Source organism: Mitsuaria sp. CC2 (genome assembly GCF_048957715.1).
GTDB lineage: Bacteria > Pseudomonadota > Gammaproteobacteria > Burkholderiales > Burkholderiaceae_C > Roseateles.
The window spans coordinates 32,086-54,024 of the sequence record NZ_JARVXN010000003.1 but is presented as its reverse complement, the minus strand read 5'-3'; the positions used below and the strand labels follow the sequence as shown (position 1 = coordinate 54,024).

Sequence of the window (21,939 nt, the reverse complement as noted above, 5' to 3'; positions counted from 1 at the left end):
GGCCCCAACGCGACATCGGTACGCCCAGACGCCGCAGGCCGCCGTCCCCCGCCGCCGACGGCGCATCCGCACGCAGGGTCGCGGCCTTGTCCGACAGACCCGCCCGCTCACCGCCCGTAAGGTGAATCAACGGCTCCGGCCAGCGATGGAGTTCGCCATGCGTTCCTTCCCGCACTTTTCCGCGCCGCATCCCGGGCGCCTGTTCCGACATTCGAAGCATCCGAGGCCACACCATGGCGCGCTTTTCTGGATCGCGCACGCTACCGTGTTGCTGGGGCTTCTGCTGATCGCCACCGAGGTGTCGGCGCAGCAGGGCGCGGGGCTGCGCGCGCAGTACGACCAACTCGCACCGCAGCTGTCCAAGAGCCCGTTCCAGAAGCCGATCGTGCTGAACTCCGTCGACGACACCGAGCGGCCCACGGGGGAAATGCACGCGGTCGTCCAGCATCCGTTCGGCGCGCTGTCGGGCGCGCTGCGCAACGCCGAGGCCTGGTGCGACCTGCTGACGCTGCCGGCCAACGTCAAGCGCTGCGCCGTCGAGGACGACGCGGCACCGGGCGCCACGCTGCACATGGCCGTCGGCCGCAAGTTCGACCAGCCGATCGAGGATGCCTACGCGCTCGACTTCCGCTTCCAGGTGCTCGCGTCACTGCCGCAATACCTGCTGGTGGAGATGAGCGCGGACAAGGGGCCGATGGGCACCAGCAACTACCGTCTGACGCTGGAGGCGGTACCGATCGACGCCACGCGCTCGTTCGTGCGCCTGCGCTACGCCTACGTGAACAACTTCGCCGCGCGCGTCGCAACCGGCGCCTACCTGTCCACCTCGGGACGCGACAAGGTCGGCTTCACGGTGGTGGGACGCGACAACGACGGCCGCCCGCGCTACGTCGGCGGCATCCAGGGCATCGCGGAGCGCAACACGATGCGCTATTTCCTGGCCATCGAGTCCTACCTCGACACGCTGCCGGCGCCGTCCGGACAGCGGCTCGATCGGCGCCTGCGCGATTGGTTCGCGGCCACCGAGCGGTACGCGCGACAGCTGCACGAGCAGTCGCTGGAGGAATACGTCGCGATGAAACACAAGGAGGCGCGGCGGCAGGTCGCGATCGCACCCGGCGGCGAATGATGGTGGGCGGTCGCCCGAAGCGGGACCGCTGAACCTCATGACGCTACTGAGTGCGCTTTCCCCACCGGACGTCGGACATGCATCACGTGACACCGGGGCTGCCACAGGGCAGCCCTTTCCCTTTGCTGGATCACTGTGGCCTGTTCGACAGCCAGCTCGATCGGGATCGCGGAGAGGTGCGCATCCGGGCTCTCCAGCGGTGCGGAGCAGCCGGCAAGCCGCCTCGCTGCTCTCATATCCACGTGCGTCCGTTGGAAGGCCCGGGCCGGGTCACCGCAGACCAGCAGGACGCCGATCTCGCCATCGTCGAGCGTTTGCTCCTGCTTCACCTGGAAAAGGCGCGCCGGCGGTCGACATGTCAACCCGCGCCCGGCCTCTCCGCCCAGTCGATCATCGAGGAGATCGCGAACAACTCGAGAAACGGTGCCCGCATGTCAACGCTCGCACCCGAATGGACACTTGATCATCGCGTGCTGCGCACGCATCGACAGCCGTTCTCCCGACTGACGCCACGACCGGACAGCTCGCATGAATGGACGACGGTTCGGACACGGTCCGACCACGCTGCATTGTGGAAGTGGACCATGGCTCAGTTCAACCTTCCTCCGAAAGCGGCGATGCCGCTGCCTCCACGCATCAGGCCTTCCCACCCGAAGGACTCGAAGCACGGCATCTGGGTCGCATTCCAGATTCGCGGCGGTGACGAGACATGTCACTTGATCGCGCGCCGACTGGCCCACGCCCCCACGGCGATTCTGGTGCAGGGCGAGCACGACGGTCGGCAGCGTCACTTCCACCTCGATCGCTCGACCCTCGACTGGCGGACCGGACTACCCCAGGAACTCCCTGAACGTCTGTCATCGGACCCGGTCCGCTTCGTGGCGGTCGGCCATCGCACTTTCGCGCCAGGCGGCAACCAACTGATTCTCAACACTTGGCCGGCCTCCGCGCTGGTCGATCATCTGCTTCGATTCGTGGATCAGACGACCACCATGGCCGGCAGACCGCAAGGCTCCTGGAGGCCTGCCCATGTGAGCCTGGCCTCTTGCACCCTCGAATCGCCGGTCAGCCCGTACAGCTACGCCGAGGACGTGCTGCGTCGCCTCTCCGATGCCTGGGGCGCTCGCACGCCGACCGTGTCCGCGCGGTCGAGAGTCTGCGGGATGCGGGCGGAGGCGCTTGAGGACCGCGCATCCGGGCCATCCCGCCTTCGCGCCTTCATCATCTTCGACCAGGACGAGCCGCATTCGTATTCGAGGCCACCTCGTCCTCGCCTGTGGATCCAGGACTCGCATCCGGATGGGGGCCCGAGCAAGAGCGGCGACTGGGCCAAGAACGTGCCGCGTGCGACATGGCTCTTCCGCCGGGGTCCGAGCGGCGACATCGAACGTGCCGACAAGTATCCGCACGGCGGCAAGGCCTGGATCACCGACGAGCGGATCGCGGACCCGCCGCCCGCCGGAGCGCTCATCGCCTGGCTGGGCGCCCGGCCTGCGCATCGACCGGCGCCGGGGCACCGGCCTCAATGGGAATCCGACCGCACGCATGTGATGCTGGGAGAGGTCTGGATCTCGCTGAACGTGCTGCATTGCATGGGAGCGCGGGTGGGCGACCGGTGCCCGCCCGATACCGCCACGCTGGCGGTGCCCGGAACCTATGCCCGTCTGCGGTTCGACCCCGTGCGGCTGCTCGCATTCGTGCGGGGATGGCCCGCGCCGGACGATCTGATCCCCGCCCTGCGGCTGCTGAAGCAGGCGCTGCGGGACGAGGTGCCGCCGCTGACGCCTTCGATGCCGACCGACTCGTTGCGGGCCCTGGCCTCACGCGCGTCGGCGCAACCGCTGCTGCGCGCCGTGGCACGTTCGATCGGCGAGGACCTGACCCTCGCGGAGCCGCTGTGGCGGCATCTCCAGTAGCACCCCGCGGCCTGCGCGCGAGGCGATCAGGCGCCCGCCCGGCTGGCGATCCTCGACGCCGCCCGCTGGGCCAGCAGCAGGAGACCTGCCATCAGCCACAGCGGAGCAGCGGCGAAGCTGGCCGTCGCCAGCGCGCCGAATCCCAGCGGCATCGCCACGGTCGCGCCATTGGACGCCAGCATGCGCAGCCCGAGCGCCTGGCCGTGGCGGTCCGGCGGCGTGACCTGGTGCATGGTCGCCAGCACCATCGGCTGCACCGCGCCGAGCGCCACCCCCAGCACCGCGGACCCGACCATCAGCCCCAAGGTGCCGGGCAACCACGCGTAGACGAGCAGCGTGACGGTCGCCACCGCCATGGCGACGCGCAGCGCCTTCACGTCGTCGATGCGGTGGGCCCAGCGCACGATCGCCAGCCGGACCAGCGTCGCCGCCGCGGCGAAGCTGCCCAGCACCAGGCCGATGCCGGACGCGGACAGCCCCTTCGCGTGACCGACCACCGGCACGACGAAGCTGTGGGCGTCCCAGCAGGAGGACATTGCGACGTTGACGATCAGCAGATTGCGCAGGCCTGGATCCTTCAGCAGGTCCCAGGCGGGACGCGGCTTGACGCCGCTGGCGGCGGGTGCCGGCGCATGGCGCGGCACGCGCTTCGCGATCATCCAGGCCGCCAGCGGCAGCAGGGTGGACAGGACGAGGGCCGCGGTGAACCCCGCGGTGTCGATGACGATGCCGGTGATGACCGGCGCGAAGGCGTTGGACAAGGCCGGACCGAGCGCCACCCAGCTGAACACACGCTTGAGCTGCGAAGCGTCGTGCGCCATCAATCCGGCCTCCCGCTGGATGGCGACGGCCGCGAGCGCGACGGCACCGCCGCACAGCAGGCAGCCCAGCGCCAGCAGCCAGACCCATCCGAGCACCTGCGCCCACAGCGCCAGCACGGCGCCGGCGAAGGCCATCGCCACGCCGATGCCGACCGGGCGGTGGAAACCATGGCGATCGGCCAGCCGGCCGGCCCACAGCGACAGCCCCAGCGGCGCGACGGCGAACAGACTCAGCAGCACGCCGACGAAGCCGCCGCCGTAGCCCTGATGCAGCACCCACAGCGTGGCCGCGACACGCGTCGTCGCCATGCAGGCATGCACCGCCACCAGCGAGGCGATGACGGCCGCGAAACCGGCATTCAAGCCGGTGTAGCCCCTCGCCGCGGTCGCGTCGTCGTTCATCGGGCGGCGCCTTCGTCCCCGATGTCGGCCTCGCCTTCGGCATCGATGCCGGGATCGGTGGCGGGATCGGTGGGGGCGCCCAGCTTCAACACCCTTGCGGCCTGCGCCTCGGGCAAGGCCTCGACGGACTTCAGCTCACGGGTCATGACGCGCGTGCGCCGCTCGGCGAGCTCGATGTTGTTGCTGGCCTCGTCGAGTTTCTTCTTCGTCTTGGCCAGGACGTCGCCGAACTTGCCGAACTCCGTCTTCACCGCGCGCAGCACGTCCCACACTTCCGCGGAACGCTTCTCCAGGGCCAGCGTGCGGAAGCCCATCTGCAGGCTGGACAGCGTCGCCAGCAAGGTCGTCGGGCCGACCAGCATCACCTTGTGCTCGATCTGCAGCGCCTGGCTCAGGCCGGGTCGGCGCAGCGCCTCGGCGTAGAGGCCCTCGGTGGGCACGAACAGCAGCGCGAAGTCGGTCGTGTGCGGAGGACCCAGGTACTTCTCGCGGATGCTCCTCGCTTCCAGCCGCAGTCGCGTCTCGATCGCGCGACCGGCGAGCTCCGCTGCGGGCGCGTCGGCGCGCTCCTGGGCGTCGAGCAGGCGCTCATAGTCCTCGCGTGGGAACTTGGCATCGATCGGCAACCAGATGGGTTGACCGTCGTCGCGCTGGCCCGGCAGCCGGAGCGCGAACTCGACGCGGGCGCCGGAGCCCGGCACCGTCTCGACATTCGAGGCGAACTGCTCCGGCGTGAAGACCTGTTCCAGCAGGGCCGCCAATTGGACCTCGCCGAAGATCCCGCGCGTCTTCACGTTGGTCAGCACCCGGTTGAGCGAACCGACGTCGCGCGCCAGCGTCTGCATCTCGCCCAGGCCTCGGTAGACCTGCTCCAGCCGCTCGGCGACCTGCTTGAAGCTCTCGCCCAGGCGCTGCTCCAGCGTGGCGTGCAGCTTCTCGTCCACGGTCGCCCGCATCTGCTCGAGCTTCTTCTCGTTGTCCTGCTGGATCGCCTGGAGCCGGGCCTCGACGGTACGCCGCGTCTCGGCCAGACCGGCCTCGTTGCGCTGCGCGAGCGCCTGCAGTTGCTCGGTCAGCACGGTGGTCATACGGGACGCGGCCGCGGCCTGCGCCTCCCTCGCGCGCTCAGCCTGCTGGCCCAACGCCTGCTGGAACTGCGTCAGCGTCACCAGCGTCTCCTGGCGCAGCCCGGCGTTGCCGCGGCTGAGCTCGTCGCGCAGCGCGCGTTCCAGGCGCTCGATACGTTCGCCCGACTGCTGCATCAGCGGCGCCAGCGCCGCCGCTGCCGCTTCGCCGCTGTCCGAAGACCGTCGCCGGGCGAGCAGCACCACGACGAGAAGGATCAGGATCAGCCCGGAAAGGGTCAGCTGCAGCAGGTCGGGAAAAGACATGCCTCCGATTCTCTCAGCGCTTGAGCACCTCGGGATTCAGGGCCGTCGGCGGAACGCCGTCGGTCAGCGCGGCGATGAGGTTGTCCACGGCCAGGTCGCTCATCGCGCGGCGCGTCGCGATCGTGGCGCTGGCGATGTGGGGCGTGAGCACGACATTCGTGCAGGCCAGCAGCGCCGGATGCACCGTGGGCTCGCCTTCGAACACGTCCAGGCCCGCGGCGGCGATGGTGCCGGCCTGCAGCTCGGCCGCCAGCGCCGCGTCGTCGACGACGCCGCCGCGCGCGATGTTGGTCAGCGTCGCGGTCTTCTTCATCAGGCGCAACTCGCGCTGGCCGATCAGGTGGTGCGAGGACGCGCTGTACGGCACGACGATGACGAGGTGGTCGGCGCGCTGCAGCAGCTCGTCCTTCTCCACCCATTGCGCGCCCAGCGGGCCCTCCTGGTCGGCCGGCAGCCGCGAACGGTTGTGATAGATGACCGGCATGCCGAAGCCCAGGTGGCCGCGCCGCGCAATCGCCGCGCCGATACGGCCCATGCCGAGCACGCCCAGCGTCGCGCCGTGCAGGTCGGCGCCGGCGAACATCGTCACCGACCATTGCTTCCACTCGCCGCGGCGCAGGAAGTGTTCGCTCTCGGTGATGCGGCGCGCGGTGGCCATCATCAGCGCGAAGCCGAAGTCGGCGGTGGTCTCGGTCAGCACGTCCGGCGCGTTGGTCACCAGCACGCCGCGCGCGGTGCAGGCCGGCACGTCGATGTTGTTGTAGCCGACGGCCATCGTGCAGACGGCCTTGAGGTCGGGGCAGGCGTCGAGCAGCTTCGCATCGATCTTGTCGCCGCCGGCGATGTACACGCCGGCCTTGCCCTGCAGGCGCCGGATCAGCTCGTCCTGCGACCAGCCGGTGTCGCTGTCGTTGGTCTCGACTTCGAAGTGCTGACGCAGCCGGTCGACGATGTCGTCGAAGGTCTTGCGGGCCACCAGGACGCTGGGCTTGCTCATGGACGATGCTCCTTCTTGAAGGGAATCGTCAACTGTATGCAGGCGCGGGCCGATCGCTGCCCCGCGCCATCCATGGCGCAGCCGAGGATCGCCCAGGGCGTCCCCGCTTCAGGCGTACGTCTATTCGTGGAAACGGGTGAAGGCCGCCACCGGGTCGCGTTCGGTGACCAGGGTGTTCTCGGCCGCCGCCGGATCCGCGTAGCCCAGCGACATGCCGCAGACCAGCTGCTGCTGCGGCGACAGGCCGAGCTCCTCCGCGATCACGCGGTGGAATTGCGTGAACGCCGCCTGCGGGCAGGTGTGCAGGCCGCGGCCGCGGGCAGCGACCATCAGGTTCTGCAGGAACATGCCGTAGTCCAGCCAACTGCCCTGCTGCATCACGCGGTCGATGGTGAACATCAGGCCCACCGGCGCGTCGAAGAAGCGGTAGTTGCGGCCGTGCTGCTCATGCATGCGCAGCTTGTCGCCCTTGGTGATGCCCAGCAGGCTGTACAGGTCCCAGCCGACCTTGCGGCGGCGGTCGATGTAGGGGGAGATCCACTCGCGCGGGTAGTAGGCGTATTCCTCGCCGTGCGTGGCCAGTTCCTCGGGATCGTCATAGGCCGACTGGATGCGCGCCACCAGCCGGTCCTTGGCCGCGCCGGTCAGCACGGGACCTGCCAGGGCTGCGTGTTGGTGCCGGACGGCGCGCGGGCGGCGACGTTCAGCAACTCCTCGATCAGCGCACGCGGCACCGGCGTCGGCAGGAAGGCGCGCATCGAATGCCGCGTGACGATCGCGGCGTCGACCGCGGCCGACTGCTCGGGCGTGGGCGGGGCGAAGGGATCCGGGAACGACGAGGGGAACGATGAGGGGACGTTCATGGCATCTCCAGCGCGACCAGCGCTTTCACGTAAGGCTCGGGCAGTTGCGCCACCGGACGGCGCGTCTCGCGATCGACGTACACATGGACGAAGTGTCCGCGCGCCGCGCACAGCGGCTCGCCTTCGGCGAACAGGCCGATCTCGTAGCGGACGCTGGAACGGCCGCGCTTCGCGACGCGCAGACCGGCTTCGACCTGCTGCGGGAACGCGAGCGAGGCGAAGAAGTTGCAGTGCGTCTCGATGACCAGGCCGATGACCTCGCCGTGGTGGAGGTCCAGCGCGCCCTGCTCGATGAGGTAGCGGTTCACCGCCGTATCGAAGAGGCTGTAGTAGACGACATTGTTCAGATGGCCGTAGAGGTCGTTGTCCATCCAGCGCGTCGGCACCGGAATGAAACGGGCGAAGGCCTCGCGCGGCTCGGGGGCCGGGCGAGCCTCGGCGGCGGCGACGGTGGTATCGGCAGTCATGGTGCCGATTCTTCCATCGCGGCGCGGGGTCAGGTGTCGCACGGGCTACTGGAGCGGATCGAAGACCGTGTTGCCGCCCTGCCAGTCGGCCGGGACGACATCGAGCAGCTTCAGCAGCACGCGCTCCCGACCGACCTTGACGCCGTAATGCCGCTGCAGCACCGATTCGGCGATCAGATCTCCCGGACGGAAGACGCGCTCCTCGCCCGTGCCGACCTGCACGACCCGCAGGTGCCCCTCGCTCACCCAGCCGAAGCGCGGGAAGGGATGGTGATGCTCGGGGAGCGGCTTCGCGTCCGCGAGCTCGAACGTCTGGACGATCGCCTGGTAGCGGTCCGGCCATCGCAGCACCTGTCCAGTCCAGGTCCGGGCGATGGTTTTCGCCTCGGCGATCATCCTCGCCTTCTCCGCGTCGGAGATCGGCGGCAAGGCAGCGGCGGCAGTCGCCTCGGGGGTCGGACAGTCGTGGTGGGCCACGGGCGGGCTGACATCGATCGGGAACATGGGCGGACTCGAAGTGAAAAGGGCCTCAGTGGTCCCGCCAGCGTTCCCACGCGCGCGCCGCGGCGTCCAGCGTCCGCATCTGCACGTCGACGGTGACGCTCAGGTCCTCGCCGTAACCGCCGGCCATGCTGAGCGCCACCGGGACGCGTCGTTCGAACAGCGCATCCAGCACGATCCGGTCGCGGCGCAGCAGGCCGTCGGCGCTCAACTTCAGACGACCGAGCCGGTCGCCCTCGTGCGGATCGGCGCCGGCGAGGTAGAAGGCGAGTTGCGGCGGCCGGTCCGCCATCCGCCGCCAGGCCTCGGCGAGCGCCGCCTCCAGCGCCGGCAGGTAGACCGCGTCGCCGCAGGCGTCCGGCAGGCCGACGTCCAGGTCGCTGGCCTCCTTGCGGAAGGGAAAGTTCTTCTCGCCGTGGATCGAGAGCGTGAACACGCTATCGTCGTCCCGGAAGATGCTCGCCGTGCCGTTGCCCTGATGGACGTCCAGATCGACCACCAGCACGCGCAGCCCGGCACGATCAGGATTCCGGCGGTGCCATTCGGCCTGCATCAGCCGGGCGGCCACCGCGACATCATTGAAGACGCAGAACCCGCTGCCCTTGTCCGCATACGCATGGTGCGTGCCGCCCGCCAGACTGGCGGCGACGCCCTCCTCCAGTGCGGCGCGGGCCGCGGCGATGGTCGCGCCGACCGAGCACAGCGAGCGCCGCGGCAGCCCGGGCGCCCAGGGGAAACCGATCTCGCGCTGCGCTGCCGCGCTCAAGGTGCCGTGCAGGACGGCGTCGATGTAGTCCGGCGTGTGGACCAGCGCCAGCGCCTCCGGCCCGGCGGCGTCCGCCACCTGGGGCCGCATCACGCCCGGTGTCCGCTCCACCCGCTCGCGCAGCATCTGGTACTTGGACTGCGGGAAGCGATGGCCGGGCGGCAGCGCCAGCGTCAAATGGTCGTAATGGAAGGCGAGCATGGTCTGACCCTAGCAGAGCACTCCAAACCCCACAGCGGCGGGCATTCGGGGACATGGCGGCCGACTGCGCCGGGACTTTGCTGCAATGCACAAAAAGTGCTTGCAATCATCGTCGGCAGTCCTATACTAATTCCATGCTGCACCGCAACAAATGTGCGGCGACGGTGCTCAGCCCGCCGCGTTGTCCCCGGCTGACCTCATTCCTCAAGGAGATTTCGCATGCTGACTGCTGACCAAGTGATCGACCAACAGAAGAACCTGCAAGCCTCGTGGTTCGGCCTGACTGCCAAGGCGTTCGAAGGCTATGAGAAGCTGGTCGAACTGAACCTGCAAGTCGCCAAGACCGCGCTTGGCGAAGCCGCCGAAACCGCCCAGCAGGCCGTCACGATCAAGGATCCGCAGGAGTTGTGGGCCCTGCAGACCGCGCTGCTGCAACCGTCGGCTGAAAAGGCCGTCGCCTACAGCCGCCACCTGTACGACATCGCCACGTCGACCTCGTCGGAATTCGTGAAGCTGGCCGAGTCCCAGGTTGCGGACGCCCAAGTCAAGTTCGGCACCGTCGTCGACAACGCGACCCGGAACGCTCCAGCTGGCACGGAAAATGCTGTTGCTTTGGTGAAGTCGGCGGTGGCCGCGGCCAACAACGCTTACGAAAGCCTGCACAAGGCCGCCAAGCAAGCCACCGACATCGCGGAATCCAATTTCAACGCCGTGACCAGCACGGCGGTGAAGGCGACCCAGACCGCCGCCCGGGGCGCCAAGCGCGCCACGGCCTGAGCGAACGAGTTGCCGTATCGGTTGTCTCCTCGGTACCCAAGGAAGTCAAGCTTCCCAAGTGCCCTTCAAAGCCCAGCGCAAGCTGGGCTTTTTTTTCGTCTGTAGCGCCCCAACAGGCGTCAAGGGCACCGGCAAGGTGCTCCGGCAATCGCCCGGGTGCCCGGTGACGGGCGCAGGGTCCCCGCGAATCCCGGGACCCACGGGGCGCCGCGGCGCGGTGGTCTCAGTCCGCCGCCGTGGAAGGAGTGTCGGACGCCGCGCTCTCGGCGGCCGCCGGGCGCGCCCCGGACGAGAATTGCGCGTACTGGTCCGCCACATCGCGCAGCACGCCCTGGACGGTGAACTCGCGCAAGGCCTCGCGGTCGTACAGCGGATACCGGGGCAGCCCGATGGTCATCATCATGAAGCCCATGGTGCGCACCGACATCTGGTCGCACATCGACCGGATTGCCATTTCCCCCGGCTCGAAACCCGCCGGCGCACAAGCGGCGACGCGCTCCCGCATCAAGCCGAGCAGCCGGTTGTAGACAGGCTGCTGCGCCTGGCCGATCTCGTCCAGCGTGCCGGTCTGCGTCAAGGACATGTAGATCATTCGGAACTGCTCCGGGTGCCGTTCCCAGAAGTCGAGCAGACAGCGCGTGTGCGCCTCCAGCACCTTGCGCGGACCGCGCTGATCCTTGGACGCGTCGAGCAGCTCGTCGGTCAGCGACTCGAACACCTCGATCCACAGACCGTCGAGGAGGGCCTTCTTGCTCTCGAAGTAGCTGTAGATCGCCATCGTGGAGATGCCCAGTTCCTGCGCCAGCCGGCGCATGCTGAGCGCTTCCACGCCTTCATCGCGGTAGATCTTGCGCGCGCGCTCCAGCATCTCGCGCTTGAGCGCGGCCATCTCGGCGGGTCCTCGGCGCAACCGCGGCCGCTCGCGCTCGGAGTCCTGATCAGTGTTTCGCACGGCGATTCCTGCATCAAAAGGTTATTTTTCGTGTACGTTATCCCACACCCAGGGCCACGTTTCATCCTCAAGAACCCTGGCTCCAGCATCATCACAAATTTCGTACACGTACGAAACGCACAGCGCAGTTATTCAGCCGGCAGGCGGCTGGACGGGGCACCCGCGAGTACCGGCTGCTGTTCCCCGAGGGCAATGCGCGCGCCAGCCATGCCGAGAAGGTCGCGCTGGGTCGCCCCCTCCACCCCGTTCTGCTGCGCTCAGGGCGCCGGGCATACTTCCGCTCCATGGCCACCCGCACCCCGATCTTCTTCGCCAGCCCCGAGGCGTTCCGAGCCTGGCTCGACGAGCACGCCGCCACGGCCACCGAGGTCCTGGTCGGCTTCCACAAGCGCGCCACCGGCGAGCCCAGCATGGCCTGGCCGGAATCGGTCGACGAGGCCCTGTGCCACGGCTGGATCGACGGCGTGCGCACCCGCATCGACGACAAGCGCTACAAGATCCGCTTCACGCCGCGCAAGACGGTGTCCATCTGGAGCGCCGTCAACATCGGCCGGGCCGAGGCGCTGATCCAGGAAGGCCGCATGAAGCCGTCCGGTCTCGCGGCCTTCGAACGCCGGCAGGAAGAACGCTCGCGCGTCTACGCATTCGAGCAACCGAAGGAACTCGTCGAGCTGTCGCCGTCGCATGAAGTCATCTTCATGCGCAACGCCCAGGCGTGGGCGTTCTTCCAGGCGCAGCCGGACGGTTACCGCCGCACCAGCATCTGGCACATCCTCAGCGCGAAGAAGCTCGAGACGCAGCTCGCCCGCCTGGACAGGCTGATCGAGGCGAGCGCGCGCGGCGAACGGCTCTGAGGTCCTGCGCTCCGGGCAAGCGCCCGGTTGCCATGTCCACACCTGACCGTCGGACCACTGGCGAGCTTTGGATTTCGACCGGAGTTCCGATGCGTTTCTTTCCGCTGCTCGCGGCCAACGCCGTCCTGGCCGCCGCTGGCGTCTTCACCTCCGCATCCGCCGCCTCCGCCGTCACCGATGCGCCGGATCCGGGGAGGGCTGCCGCCCCGACATGGCGGGCATACAACGGCTGGCATTTCCGGATGGAGGACGGCCAACTGGCCTGCCACAGCGAGGATGGCCGCCACTGCAGCATCGCCGTTCCACCGCGAGAGGCCGCGAGCGCGCCGTCGTCCACCTTGCGCTGCGATCGCTTGCCGCGCCTGGGGCGCGGGCCGACCGATCCGGGCTATCAGGGCAATGGACATCGCCGGCCGTTCCACTGGTGCAACGGCGCCTATGCCAGCCGCTTCGCCGAATGGACCGACCATGCCGAGGCCGGTCACGCCTTGATGCTGTCCAGGACGCCGCGCGGCGACACCATGTGCCGTTCGCTGGACGGCGTCACTTGCCTGTCGAGCCGCTCGACGCACCTGCCCCTGACGCCGGGGATGCCCGAACAGCCGGTCGTCTGCGGCCGCGCCCTGGAGCGTTCGGCCAACGTGGACGGTTACGCCCCCGACAACGCCGATCATTGGTGTCAATCGATGGAGGTGCTCCGTCACGTCGGCACGCCCGACATGGAGGTCCAGCCGGATCGCGGCACCCGTTCATTCCGGGTGGCGCTTCCCCCATGGGACGCCGGCGAGCGGCTCGCCTGGGTCGTCGCCTTGAAGGCCCCGCCGGCCGCGGCGTCCCGGCCCTCCGCCACCGACGTGCGGCTCGCCATCGAGAACGACAAGGGCGGTCAGACCGGCCTGTCCTATTCGCTGCGGGCGGCCATGATCACCGTCGAGAACGACGATGCCCACTATGCCTTCGGCAGTCACGTGGTCGCGGACGGCGAGACTTTCGCGCTGGCGATCTCGACGGAATCCGGCCATCCGCACCAGCCGGCCTACCTGCTGACCACAGGCACAGCGCAGGCGCCGCTCCGCGCGATCGATGCGTTGCGGCCGGCGGGCCGTGTTCCGTTGCGTGCCAGGCATCTGGGGCGACGGGCCGCGGCTTTGGTGTCAGGGCCGAGCGGCCCGCGGCCGTGGATGCGGATCACGGTCTACGACGGCCAGCTGGAAGCCGGAGACCGCATCGAGGTACTGGGCGTCACGGCGTTGCGCCGCAGGCCGCCGCCGCCGCCCAGGTGATATCGGATGTCGACCCTCACCGGGTCTTCGCCGCGATCTTCCTCCTGATGTCCGGCAGCATCGCCGTCGCTACTTCGCGACCCAACGCGATGGCGCGTCGGCGCGTGGTGAAGTCCGACCCGCTGAAGCCGTCCAGCTTGGGTCGCAGCACGACGTCCGCGCCCTGCAACTCGTACTGGTTGATCGACTTGCCCATGATCGAGAAGGTCTGCAGCAGCATGCGCATCGCGTCGCCCGGAATCTTGGGGTCGGGCGGTTCGCCGATATCGACGGCGATGACGAACTCGGCGCCCATCTGCCGGGCGAATCGCACCGGCACCGGCGCGACCAGGCCGCCGTCCACGTATTCGCGGTTCCCGATCTTCACCGGCTGGAACACCGCCGGCACCGCGCTCGACGCGCGCACCGCCGTGCCCACGTCGCCTTGCCGGAACAGGATGGGCGAACCGTCGCCCAGGTCCGTCGCGACGATGCCCAGGGGCAGTGGAAGTTGCTCCAGGCCCCGGCCGCCCGTCATCTGGCGGACGTAACGCGCCAGCGCCTCGCCCCGGATCAGGCCGCGCATCGGGAAGGTCCAGTCGGTGATGGCGCCTTCGTCCATCGCTTCGGCGACCGTCTGCAGTTCCTTGCCGGTCCGGCCCGCCGCATACAGCGCGCCCACCAGACTGCCAGCCGAGGTGCCGCAGACCAGGTCGACCTTGAGGCCGTTCTCCTCCAGCACCTGGATCACGCCGATGTGCGCGAAACCGCGCGCCGCGCCGCCGCCCAGCGCCAGCCCCACCCGCGGTGGCTTGGGGATGGGCCTGGGCGTGACCGGCGTGGGCAGTTCGGGGTCGGGCGTTGTGACGACCGGCGGCGGGGTCGGGGTCGGCGTGAAGGTCGAGCAGGCGCTCAACGCACTCAGGCCCAGCGCGCCGGCGGCGGTCAGCCAGCGGCGGCGGGAGGGCAGCGCCGGTGCGGCGGTGGCGATTGGGGTCGGGTCTCGATCGTCTCGGAGCATGGCGCGCGATTCTAGGGAAGCTCTGTAGCAGTCCTGTTGCAGCGCGCACGCACAATCGCGGCCCGGAAATCGGCGTCGACAATCGCGGCCGGGACAGCGCGGCCCAGGCGGCGAGGTCTCAGCGCCGGGGCCGGACTTCGGGACGCGGATCAGGAGAGCACATGAGTGGAAAAAGCGCGCTGCGGCGCTGGACCGTGCGGGGCCTGGTCGGGCTGCCGTTCCTGCTGGTGGCCTTGGCGATCACGGCCTGGGCCTGCGTGCGCGCCAGCCTGCCGCAGCTGGACGGCAACGTCGCCATCCCCGGCCTGAGCGCGCCCGTGAGTCTGGGACGCGATGCGCTGGGCACGCTGGTGGTCGAGGGTCGCACGCGATTGGACGTGGCCCGCGGGCTCGGCTTCGCGCACGCGCAGGAACGCTTCTTCGAGATGGACCTGACGCGCCGCTCGGCCGCCGGCGAACTGTCCGCGCTGTTCGGCGCCAAGGCGCTGGACCGCGACCGCTCCCGTCGCGTCCACCGGCTGCGCGCGCGGCTGACCGAGCGCTTTGAGGGCCTGTCGGGCGAGGACCGGCTGCTGCTGCTCGCCTACGCCGAAGGCGTCAACGCCGGCCTGCACGGACTGCCGATGCGCCCCTGGCAGTACCTGCTGCTGCGCACCAAGCCGCAGGACTGGACGCCGGTGGACTCGCTGCTGGTCATTTCGGAGATGTACTTCATGCTGCAGTCGGGCAGCTTCGAGACCGGCTTCGACCGCGCGACGCTGCGCGAGCACGCCGGCGACGTCGTCTTCGACTGGCTCAACCCGCGCGGCGGCCGCTGGGACGCGGCGCTCGACGGCAGCCAGATGCCGGCGCCGACGATGCCGACGCCCGAGCAGCTCGACGTGAGCCGATCCCGTGCTCCCGCGGCACCGGCGAGCGATGCGGCGAGCCGCCCTGCGGCCCTGCCCGCCAGCGTCCATGCCGACGGCGATCTGCCGGTCCTGGGCAGCAACAACTGGGCGGTGGCGGGTTCGCGCTCGGCGCACGGCGGTGCGATCCTGGCGGACGACATGCACCTGGGCCTCGGCGTCCCGAGCATCTGGTATCGCGCGCAGTTCCAGATCGGCGCCGGTCGCACGGGCCTGCGCGCGGCGGGTGTGACCTTGCCCGGGCTGCCGGCGCTGGTCGTCGGCTCCAACGGGTCGGTCGCCTGGGGTTTCACCAATGCCTATGGGCAATGGTTCGACTGGATCGAGGTCCCCGCCGATGCGAAGCTGACGACACGCACTGAAACGCTGGAGGTGCACGGCGGGCCCGCGGTCACTCTCGAAGTGAACGAGATCGGCGACGCACCGATCGTGACCGTCGAGGACGGACGCCGATTCGCCCTGCACTGGATCGCGCATCAGGGCGCAGCCTACAACCTCGAACTCGATCGCATGCTGCAGGTGCGCCACGTCAGCGAGGCGCTGGCGCTGGCGCAGCGTGCCGGCATGCCGCATCAGAACCTGCTCGCCGCCGACCGCGACGGCCAGATCGGCTGGACGGTCGCGGGTCGCCTGTGGGCGCAGCCCGGCCTGCCGGAGCGCTATGGCCGCTTCGTCGCGCCGACGGCGATGCGGCGCGACTGGCTGGACCCCGATCGCACGCCGCAGGTGCTGTCGCCGACACAGGGACAGCTGTGGACCGCCAACAACCGTCAGCTCGACGGCGCGCCGGGGGAACTGCTCGGTGACGGCGGCTTCGACCTGGGCGCGCGTGCGCAGCAGATCCGTGACCGGCTTTCGGCCACCGAAAAACACGACGAAGCGTCGATCGGCGCCATCCACCTGGACGACGACGCGCGCTTCATGAAGACCTGGGCGGCGCGCCTGCTGGCGGCCGCGCGCGCCGATGCCGGCGCGAACCCGACGCACAAGGCCTTCGTCCAGCTGCTCGAGAACTGGAACGGCCGGGCCGACGCGGACTCGGCCGCCTACCGCCTCGTGCGCCAGGCGCGACTGCGCGTGCTGGACACCTTGTGGGAGGCCTGGACCGTGCCGTCGCTCGGCGAGCGGCAACTGGACCCGAAGCGGCGCCTGCGCTGGCGCAACCAGTTCGAGTACAGCGCCGCGCGCGCGCTCGACGAACGCCCGCCGCACCTGCTGCCGGCGGCCTTCCCGAACTGGGACGCGCTGCTGCTGGCGCAACTGGACGACGCGGCGCGAGAGATCGCGCCGGATGGCAACCTCGGCGGCGCCACCTGGGGCGCGCAGAACGCGAGCCGCATCCAGCACCCGCTGGCCAAGGCGATCCCGGCGCTCTCGCGCTGGCTGGACATGCCCTCGGCGCCGCAGAGCGGCGACAGCCACCTGCCCCACGTCGCCGGCCCCGCGTTCGGACAGTCCGAGCGGATGGTGGTCTCGCCGGGCCGCGAGGAGCACGGCTGGCTGTCGATGCCGGGCGGGCAGAGCGGCCACCCGATGTCGCCGTTCTACGGCGCGGGACATCAGGACTGGGTCGACGGCAGACCGACGCCGCTGCTGGCGGGTCCGGTGATCCACCGCATCACCGCGCATCGCGATTGACGCGCCTATCCCCTCTTTCATCCTCTCCCGCTTGCGGGAGAGGCAGGGGTGAGGGCCAGCGGCCGCCGAAGGCCTTGCCGCCTATCGCGGACTGGGCACCTTGAACACCTGCCGCAGATAGGCCAGGAAGGTCTGGTCTTCGCACATGGTCTTGCCGGGGCTGTCGGAGAGCTTGGCCACCGGCTGGCCGTTGACGTGGGTGAGCTTGATGACGATGTTGAGCGTCGGCAGGCCCACGTCGTTGCTGAGCTTGGTGCCGATGCCGAACCCCAGCTGGACGCGGTCCGCGAAGTGGCGGTAGAGCGCCAGCGCCTTCGGCATGTCGAGCGCGTCGGAGAACACCAGCCGCTTGGTATTGGCGTCGATGCGCAACAGGTCGTAGTGGGCGAGCGCCTTCTCGCCCCACGCCACCGGATCGCCGGAATCGTGACGCAGCCCGTCGAACAGTTTGGCGAAGTAGAGGTCGAAATCGGCGAGGAACGCGTCCATGCCGATCACGTCGGTCAGCGCGATGCCGAGATCGCCGCGGTACTCCTGCACCCAGTCCTCCAGCGCGGCCTTCTGGTGGTCGCGCAGCCGCACACCGGTGGCCTGGTAGGCCTGGAGGTACTCGTGCGCCATCGTGCCGATCGGCACCAGGCCGAGCTCCTTGGCCAGCAGCACGTTGGAGGTGCCGCGGAAGGTCTCCGGCAGCTCGTCGCGCAGCGTGCGCAGCACCTCTTCATGCCAGGCGCCGGAGAAACGCCGTCGCAGGCCGAAGTCGAAGAACTGGAAGGGATGGCGGCGCGGCGCTTCCTCCCGGGTGAAGGCCCGGATCAGATCGATCTTCTGCGCGAGCCGGCGGCGGCCCTCCCCGATCGCTGCCGCGGGATCGAAGCGTCGGAAGTACAGCTCGTTGACCATGGCCAGCACGAAGATCTCGAAGGCCATCACGTGCACCTGCGGGCCGCGCACGACGATCTCCAGCTTCTCGCCCTCGGCCCGCACCGAGATGAACGCACGCTGGAAACGGAAGATGCGCAGCAGATCGATGAAGTCGGGCTTCATGAAGCGCAGTCCGCTGAGGTACTCGAGCTCGTCGGCGCGGAAGGTCAACGCGCAGAGGTGGTCGATCTCGCGTTCCAGGTCCGCGACCAGTTCCGCCAGCGGGTACTGCGGCGTGTTGCGGCACGCGAAGCGATACTCGGCCTGCGCCTGCGGGTAGCGATGCAGCATCGCCTGCCACATGGTGAACTTGTAGAGATCGGTCTCCAGCAGACTGCGGATCACCGGAGGCGGGGCGTCGGGACGGCTCATGGGCGGGGACTGTACCCGTGGGGGACGGGGCTCGGCGATGATCGCGACTTCGCCACACGCCGAGCCCGCCCTTCGTGCACGAGCCCCTCGCCCACCGCCGCAGCCTCGGCTTCCTTCGTCGCCTGTGCGCCGCGGCGCTGCTGTTGCTCGCCACGGCGGTGCGCGCCCAGATCCCCATCGCCATCGACAAGCCGCCCGATGCCGCCACGGCGATGAAGCTGGTCTACGGGGGCAACACCTGGCGCCACGAACGCGCGGCCGCCTTCTTCGGCGGGCGATCGCCGACGCTGCGCGCGGAGATCCGCGAGGTGTTCCGCGCGCGTTACGTCGAATCGAACGTCGACAAGCTGATGCTGGTCTACCAGCTGACGCCCGGCCCGCGCGACCAGTTCCGCTGCGCGGCCTGCGTGCCGGCGCTCGGCGCCGCCGTGCTGGCCGCCGACGAGGCCGGCCGCTGGAAGCTCCACGCCAAGGGCCTGCTGCTGATGCCGGGCGCGCCCGGCTCCGGCGACGAGGACCTGCAGTTGCTGCAGATCGCCGACGAGCGCTGGATCCTGCGCAGCCGCCGCTACGACATCGACCGCGGCCGCGAAAGCCGCACCGAACGGCTGGTGCTCGAGCGCGACGGCGAGATGCAGCTCGGCGCGGAACTCGGCTTCGACAACAAGCCCGGGCCGCTCGCCTGCGGCGCGAATGCGGCGCCGCAGACGTCGGGCGTCAGCGTGCTGAGCCCCGGACGCGGCCCGCGTGTCGAGATCGTGCTGCGCTTCAACGAGGGCGCGTGCAACGCGCTCCGCGCGGTGGTGCAGCGCACGCGCATGGAGCTGCGCGACGGCCGCTTCCAGCTCGAGCCGGATGCGCCCGAGCCGGACGACGACGATGCGCCGACGTCCGCCAGAAGCGTGGAGCCGCAGAGGCGCTGACGCGCCGATGCGCCGATGCGCCGATGCGCTGACGCGCTCAGGCCAGCTTGTACGTCTGCAGGTGGATGCTGGTCTCGGTCGCGCCGATGCCCTTGATCAGACGCACGCGTTCCAGGATCTCGGCCAGCTCGTTGAGGCTGTCCGCGCGCAGCTCGGCCAGCAGGTCCCAGCGTCCGTTGGTATCGAACAGTCCCGCCACGCCGGGCTCGCCGAGCAGGATGCCGACGACCTCGCGCGTGCGGTTGCCCTCCACGGCGATGCTCATCCATGCCGTGATGTGCGGCTGGACCACGTCGGCCCGCAGCTTCACGGTGTAGCCGACGATCTGCCCGCTGTCCTCCAGCCGCGTCAGCCGGTTGGTCACGGTCCCGCGCGACACCTTCAGCTTGTGCGCCAGCGTCGCGATGCTGGCGCGGGCGTCCTGGCGCAGCAGCGCGATCAGTTGATGGTCGAGTGTGTCCATGTTGGTGCGCCGGCGGCCGCCTTGCGCGCGGACCGCCCTGGGTTAACCCGAATTTCACAGCATTTCGTCAGAGTTCGCTGACGAAATGCGCAAGGCACTTCGATTATTGATCAATTCTCCGGCTTCCTGCTGACACGCCGATCCGAAGAATGGAGGCATTCCAACAGCCATGAGACTGCCGATGACGACCCGCCTCCTCCTCACGCCCGACGTCGCCCGCGTCGTCCGGCACGACGGCATCGCCCGGAGCTTCCAGACCCTCGCCCGCTACATCGCCGACGACTACGTCCGATGGAGCCAGTTCGACAAGAGCGCCCGCGTCGCCAACCATTCGGACGACGGCGTGATCGAGCTGATGCCGATCTCGGATGCCTCGCTCTACAGCTTCAAGTACGTCAACGGCCACCCCAAAAACCACCTCGTGGGCCTGCCCACCGTGATGGCTTTCGGCGTGCTCGCCGACGTCGCGACCGGCACGCCGCGGCTGCTGTCGGAGCTGACACTTAGCACGGCGCTGCGCACCGCGGCCACCTCCGCACTGGTCGCGCAACACCTGGCACGACCGGGCTCGCGCAAGATGGCCTTGATCGGCAACGGCGCGCAGAGCGAGTTCCAGGCGCTGGCCTTCCACCACCTGCTGGGCATCGATGAGATCCGCCTCTTCGATGTCGACCCGGCCGCGACCGACAAGCTCGTCCGTCACCTGTCGCGCATCGACGGTCTGACGCTGATCCGCTGCCGCGACACCGCCGAGGCCGTGCGCGGTGCCGACATCGTCACGACGGTGACGGCCGACAAGCGCAACGCGACCATCGTGACGCCCGACATGATCGAGCCCGGCATGCACGTGAACGGCGTGGGCGGCGATTGCCCCGGCAAGACCGAACTGCATCGCGACGTCCTGGCACGGGCCAACGTGTTCGTCGAGTACGAGCCCCAGTCCCGCATCGAAGGCGACGTGCAGCAGATGCCGGCCGACTTCGCGGTCACCGAGTTCTGGCGCGTGCTGCGCGGCGAGGCGGCCGGCCGGCGCAGCGCCGACGAGGTCACCGTCTTCGATTCGGTCGGCTTCGCGCTCGAGGATTTCGCGACGCTGCGCTGGTTGGGCGACCGCGCCGAGGCCCTCGGCCTGGGTCGCGAGCTCACGCTGGTGCCCGAGATGGACGATCCGAAGGACCTGTTCGGCGAACTGGACCTCCCGTCCGTCGCCGAAGCCGAAGCCGAGACCGCGACAGGCGTCCCGGCGGGCCTGCGGGCGGCCCTCTTAAACTGCGTCCCTCACCGGAAGGACGCATGGACTACGCCCCCCTCCTCAAGGAAATCGGCCGAGGCGCTCGCGGCGCCCGCGACCTGACGCGCGAGCAGGCGCGTGCGCTGTTCGCCGCGCTGCTGGACGGCACCGTGCCCGACCTGGAGCGCGGCGCCCTCCTGATCGCGATGCGCATCAAGGGGGAAAGCCTTGACGAACTGCTCGGGTTCGTCGAAGCGATGCAGGCCGGCGCCGCCCGCGTGGACGCACCGGCCGGTGCGCGGACCGTCGTGCTGCCAACCTTCAACGGCGCGCGCAAGCAGGCCAACCTGATGCCGCTGGTGGCGATGCTGCTGGCGCGCGACGGCATTCCGGTGCTGATCCACGGCCGGCACGACTTCGACAGCCGCATCAGTCCGTTCGAACTCTTCGACGCGCTGGAACTTCCCGTCGCCCGGAACGTGGACGAAGCCGGTCAGCGACTGGCCGCGCACCGTCTCGCCATCCTGCCGACCGAACTCATCCACCCAGGACTGGACGCCATGATGGCGCTGCGCCCGCGCATGGGCCTGCGCAACAGCAGCCACAGCATCGCGAAGCTGCTGGACCCGCTGCCGGGCCGCAGCGTGCGCGTGGTCGCGGTGACCCATCCGGAATACGTGGACAGCATGGGCGAGGCGCTGCCTCAGCTCAGCGCCGACGACGGGCGTGCGCTCCTCATGCGCGCCAGCGAGGGCGAGGCTTACCTGCACCTCCGGCGCAAGGCCCATCTGCAAGGCTTCGCGAACGGGCAAGTCCTGGATCTCAACCCGGCAAGCAACGAGGATCTGGACTGGGCGCTGTCGCCCGCCTGCGAGCCGGCGGCCAACGCCGACCTCATTCGCGCGATCCTGGCCGGCTTCGAGCCGTTGCCCCCTCGGATCGCCGACCAGATCGCGGCCCTGCGCCAGCTGGCCACGGAATGATCCGGTTGTCCTGTCTTTGCAGAAATCTTCATATGCTTATATCGCCATAAGCAATCTACGATTTTGTAGTTCTCATATATATAAAGCGTTCATAGAGTGCAGACTCCCGGCCAGCCCTGGGCCAGCCGCGGTGTCTCTGACGCGCGGCGGGCCCCCTGAGAAACCCGGCCGGGTCCA

At 69.3% G+C, this 21,939-nt stretch carries 19 protein-coding genes and 1 pseudogene; 9 read left to right on the top strand and 11 right to left on the bottom strand.

From position 1 onward, the window contains the following. The first annotated feature begins 265 nt into the window (after nucleotides 1–265). Together PV762_RS00935 and PV762_RS00930 are read left to right on the top strand one after the other, a co-directional pair. Complete coding sequence (locus tag PV762_RS00935) at nucleotides 266–1,129, top strand: hypothetical protein (protein ID WP_421033156.1); 864 nt, start codon at nucleotides 266–268, stop codon at nucleotides 1,127–1,129. Nucleotides 1,130–1,206: 77 nt separating this feature from the next. After that, nucleotides 1,207–3,045, top strand: a complete 1,839-nt coding sequence (locus tag PV762_RS00930; protein ID WP_421033155.1) for a hypothetical protein — start codon at nucleotides 1,207–1,209, stop codon at nucleotides 3,043–3,045. A gap of 26 nt (nucleotides 3,046–3,071) precedes the next feature. Here PV762_RS00930 and PV762_RS00925 read toward each other — a convergent pair whose 3' ends face one another. From PV762_RS00925 to PV762_RS00895, 7 genes and pseudogenes are all read right to left on the bottom strand, one after another. Continuing rightward, nucleotides 3,072–4,268, bottom strand: a complete 1,197-nt coding sequence (locus PV762_RS00925; protein WP_421033154.1) for an MFS transporter — start codon at nucleotides 4,266–4,268, stop codon at nucleotides 3,072–3,074. Then, nucleotides 4,265–5,659: a DNA recombination protein RmuC gene (locus PV762_RS00920; RefSeq protein WP_421033153.1), complete on the bottom strand. Its 1,395-nt coding sequence runs from the start codon at nucleotides 5,657–5,659 to the stop codon at nucleotides 4,265–4,267. Before PV762_RS00920 ends, PV762_RS00925 begins: the two co-directional genes overlap by 4 nt. A gap of 13 nt (nucleotides 5,660–5,672) precedes the next feature. Beyond that, nucleotides 5,673–6,656, bottom strand: coding sequence for a 2-hydroxyacid dehydrogenase (locus PV762_RS00915; RefSeq protein WP_421033152.1), 984 nt, complete (start codon nucleotides 6,654–6,656; stop codon nucleotides 5,673–5,675). A 120-nt stretch (nucleotides 6,657–6,776) separates the two neighbouring features. Further along, nucleotides 6,777–7,414, bottom strand: a pseudogene (locus PV762_RS00910) (nitroreductase). Nucleotides 7,415–7,515: 101 nt separating this feature from the next. Continuing rightward, nucleotides 7,516–7,986, bottom strand: a complete 471-nt coding sequence (locus tag PV762_RS00905) for an acyl-CoA thioesterase (RefSeq protein ID WP_421033151.1) — start codon at nucleotides 7,984–7,986, stop codon at nucleotides 7,516–7,518. Between the two features lie 45 nt (nucleotides 7,987–8,031). After that, nucleotides 8,032–8,490 carry a hypothetical protein gene (locus PV762_RS00900; RefSeq protein WP_421033150.1) on the bottom strand — a complete coding sequence of 153 codons (459 nt, stop codon included), beginning with the start codon at nucleotides 8,488–8,490 and terminating at the stop codon, nucleotides 8,032–8,034. Between the two features lie 25 nt (nucleotides 8,491–8,515). Next, on the bottom strand, nucleotides 8,516–9,454 hold the full coding sequence (locus tag PV762_RS00895) for a histone deacetylase (RefSeq protein ID WP_421033149.1): 939 nt from the start codon (nucleotides 9,452–9,454) through the stop codon (nucleotides 8,516–8,518). 219 nt (nucleotides 9,455–9,673) lie between these two features. Here PV762_RS00895 and phaP point away from each other — a divergent pair, with 219 nt between their 5' ends. After that, nucleotides 9,674–10,231: a TIGR01841 family phasin gene (gene phaP, locus PV762_RS00890; protein WP_421033148.1), complete on the top strand. Its 558-nt coding sequence runs from the start codon at nucleotides 9,674–9,676 to the stop codon at nucleotides 10,229–10,231. Between the two features lie 223 nt (nucleotides 10,232–10,454). On the opposite strand, the gene PV762_RS00885 is transcribed toward phaP, so the two are convergent. Beyond that, nucleotides 10,455–11,183, bottom strand: a complete 729-nt coding sequence (locus tag PV762_RS00885; RefSeq protein WP_421033147.1) for a TetR/AcrR family transcriptional regulator — start codon at nucleotides 11,181–11,183, stop codon at nucleotides 10,455–10,457. A 284-nt stretch (nucleotides 11,184–11,467) separates the two neighbouring features. On the opposite strand from PV762_RS00885, the gene PV762_RS00880 reads away from it, so the two are divergent. Both PV762_RS00880 and PV762_RS00875 read left to right on the top strand, forming a co-directional pair. Next, nucleotides 11,468–12,037: a YdeI/OmpD-associated family protein gene (locus PV762_RS00880; RefSeq protein WP_421033146.1), complete on the top strand. Its 570-nt coding sequence runs from the start codon at nucleotides 11,468–11,470 to the stop codon at nucleotides 12,035–12,037. An 89-nt stretch (nucleotides 12,038–12,126) separates the two neighbouring features. Further along, entirely contained in the window at nucleotides 12,127–13,320 is a 1,194-nt protein-coding gene (locus PV762_RS00875) for a hypothetical protein (RefSeq protein WP_421033145.1), read from the top strand. A gap of 16 nt (nucleotides 13,321–13,336) precedes the next feature. Here PV762_RS00875 and PV762_RS00870 read toward each other — a convergent pair whose 3' ends face one another. After that, nucleotides 13,337–14,320 carry a patatin-like phospholipase family protein gene (locus PV762_RS00870; protein WP_421033144.1) on the bottom strand — a complete coding sequence of 328 codons (984 nt, stop codon included), beginning with the start codon at nucleotides 14,318–14,320 and terminating at the stop codon, nucleotides 13,337–13,339. 161 nt (nucleotides 14,321–14,481) lie between these two features. On the opposite strand from PV762_RS00870, the gene PV762_RS00865 reads away from it, so the two are divergent. Continuing rightward, entirely contained in the window at nucleotides 14,482–16,866 is a 2,385-nt protein-coding gene (locus PV762_RS00865) for a penicillin acylase family protein (protein ID WP_421033143.1), read from the top strand. An 81-nt stretch (nucleotides 16,867–16,947) separates the two neighbouring features. On the opposite strand, the gene pncB is transcribed toward PV762_RS00865, so the two are convergent. Continuing rightward, complete coding sequence (gene pncB / locus PV762_RS00860; RefSeq protein ID WP_421033142.1) at nucleotides 16,948–18,162, bottom strand: nicotinate phosphoribosyltransferase; 1,215 nt, start codon at nucleotides 18,160–18,162, stop codon at nucleotides 16,948–16,950. A 74-nt stretch (nucleotides 18,163–18,236) separates the two neighbouring features. Between pncB and PV762_RS00855 the strand changes: the two genes are divergently transcribed. Further along, nucleotides 18,237–19,085: a hypothetical protein gene (locus tag PV762_RS00855; protein ID WP_421033141.1), complete on the top strand. Its 849-nt coding sequence runs from the start codon at nucleotides 18,237–18,239 to the stop codon at nucleotides 19,083–19,085. A 37-nt stretch (nucleotides 19,086–19,122) separates the two neighbouring features. Here the strand turns inward: PV762_RS00855 and PV762_RS00850 are convergent, their stop codons facing one another. After that, a complete protein-coding gene (locus PV762_RS00850) occupies nucleotides 19,123–19,548 on the bottom strand; it encodes an Lrp/AsnC family transcriptional regulator (RefSeq protein ID WP_377161224.1) in 426 nt (141 codons plus the stop codon). A 181-nt stretch (nucleotides 19,549–19,729) separates the two neighbouring features. On the opposite strand from PV762_RS00850, the gene PV762_RS00845 reads away from it, so the two are divergent. Then, nucleotides 19,730–20,902: an ornithine cyclodeaminase gene (locus PV762_RS00845; RefSeq protein ID WP_421033140.1), complete on the top strand. Its 1,173-nt coding sequence runs from the start codon at nucleotides 19,730–19,732 to the stop codon at nucleotides 20,900–20,902. After that, entirely contained in the window at nucleotides 20,842–21,762 is a 921-nt protein-coding gene (gene ybiB / locus PV762_RS00840; RefSeq protein WP_421033139.1) for a DNA-binding protein YbiB, read from the top strand. Before PV762_RS00845 ends, ybiB begins: the two co-directional genes overlap by 61 nt. The last annotated feature ends 177 nt before the right edge of the window (nucleotides 21,763–21,939 follow it).

Excerpts from the sequence above, each read along its gene's own strand:
- PV762_RS00930 (WP_421033155.1), top strand. The coding sequence starts at position 1,207 with ATGCATCACGTGACACCGGGGCTGCCACAGGGCAGCCCTTTCCCTTTG.
- PV762_RS00925 (WP_421033154.1), bottom strand. The coding sequence starts at position 4,268 with ATGAACGACGACGCGACCGCGGCGAGGGGCTACACCGGCTTGAATGCC.
- PV762_RS00920 (WP_421033153.1), bottom strand. The coding sequence starts at position 5,659 with ATGTCTTTTCCCGACCTGCTGCAGCTGACCCTTTCCGGGCTGATCCTG.
- PV762_RS00915 (WP_421033152.1), bottom strand. The coding sequence starts at position 6,656 with ATGAGCAAGCCCAGCGTCCTGGTGGCCCGCAAGACCTTCGACGACATC.
- PV762_RS00905 (WP_421033151.1), bottom strand. The coding sequence starts at position 7,986 with ATGACTGCCGATACCACCGTCGCCGCCGCCGAGGCTCGCCCGGCCCCC.
- PV762_RS00900 (WP_421033150.1), bottom strand. The coding sequence starts at position 8,490 with ATGTTCCCGATCGATGTCAGCCCGCCCGTGGCCCACCACGACTGTCCG.
- PV762_RS00895 (WP_421033149.1), bottom strand. The coding sequence starts at position 9,454 with ATGCTCGCCTTCCATTACGACCATTTGACGCTGGCGCTGCCGCCCGGC.
- phaP (WP_421033148.1), top strand. The coding sequence starts at position 9,674 with ATGCTGACTGCTGACCAAGTGATCGACCAACAGAAGAACCTGCAAGCC.
- PV762_RS00880 (WP_421033146.1), top strand. The coding sequence starts at position 11,468 with ATGGCCACCCGCACCCCGATCTTCTTCGCCAGCCCCGAGGCGTTCCGA.
- PV762_RS00875 (WP_421033145.1), top strand. The coding sequence starts at position 12,127 with ATGCGTTTCTTTCCGCTGCTCGCGGCCAACGCCGTCCTGGCCGCCGCT.
- PV762_RS00870 (WP_421033144.1), bottom strand. The coding sequence starts at position 14,320 with ATGCTCCGAGACGATCGAGACCCGACCCCAATCGCCACCGCCGCACCG.
- PV762_RS00865 (WP_421033143.1), top strand. The coding sequence starts at position 14,482 with ATGAGTGGAAAAAGCGCGCTGCGGCGCTGGACCGTGCGGGGCCTGGTC.
- pncB (WP_421033142.1), bottom strand. The coding sequence starts at position 18,162 with ATGAGCCGTCCCGACGCCCCGCCTCCGGTGATCCGCAGTCTGCTGGAG.
- PV762_RS00850 (WP_377161224.1), bottom strand. The coding sequence starts at position 19,548 with ATGGACACACTCGACCATCAACTGATCGCGCTGCTGCGCCAGGACGCC.
- PV762_RS00845 (WP_421033140.1), top strand. The coding sequence starts at position 19,730 with ATGACGACCCGCCTCCTCCTCACGCCCGACGTCGCCCGCGTCGTCCGG.
- ybiB (WP_421033139.1), top strand. The coding sequence starts at position 20,842 with ATGGACTACGCCCCCCTCCTCAAGGAAATCGGCCGAGGCGCTCGCGGC.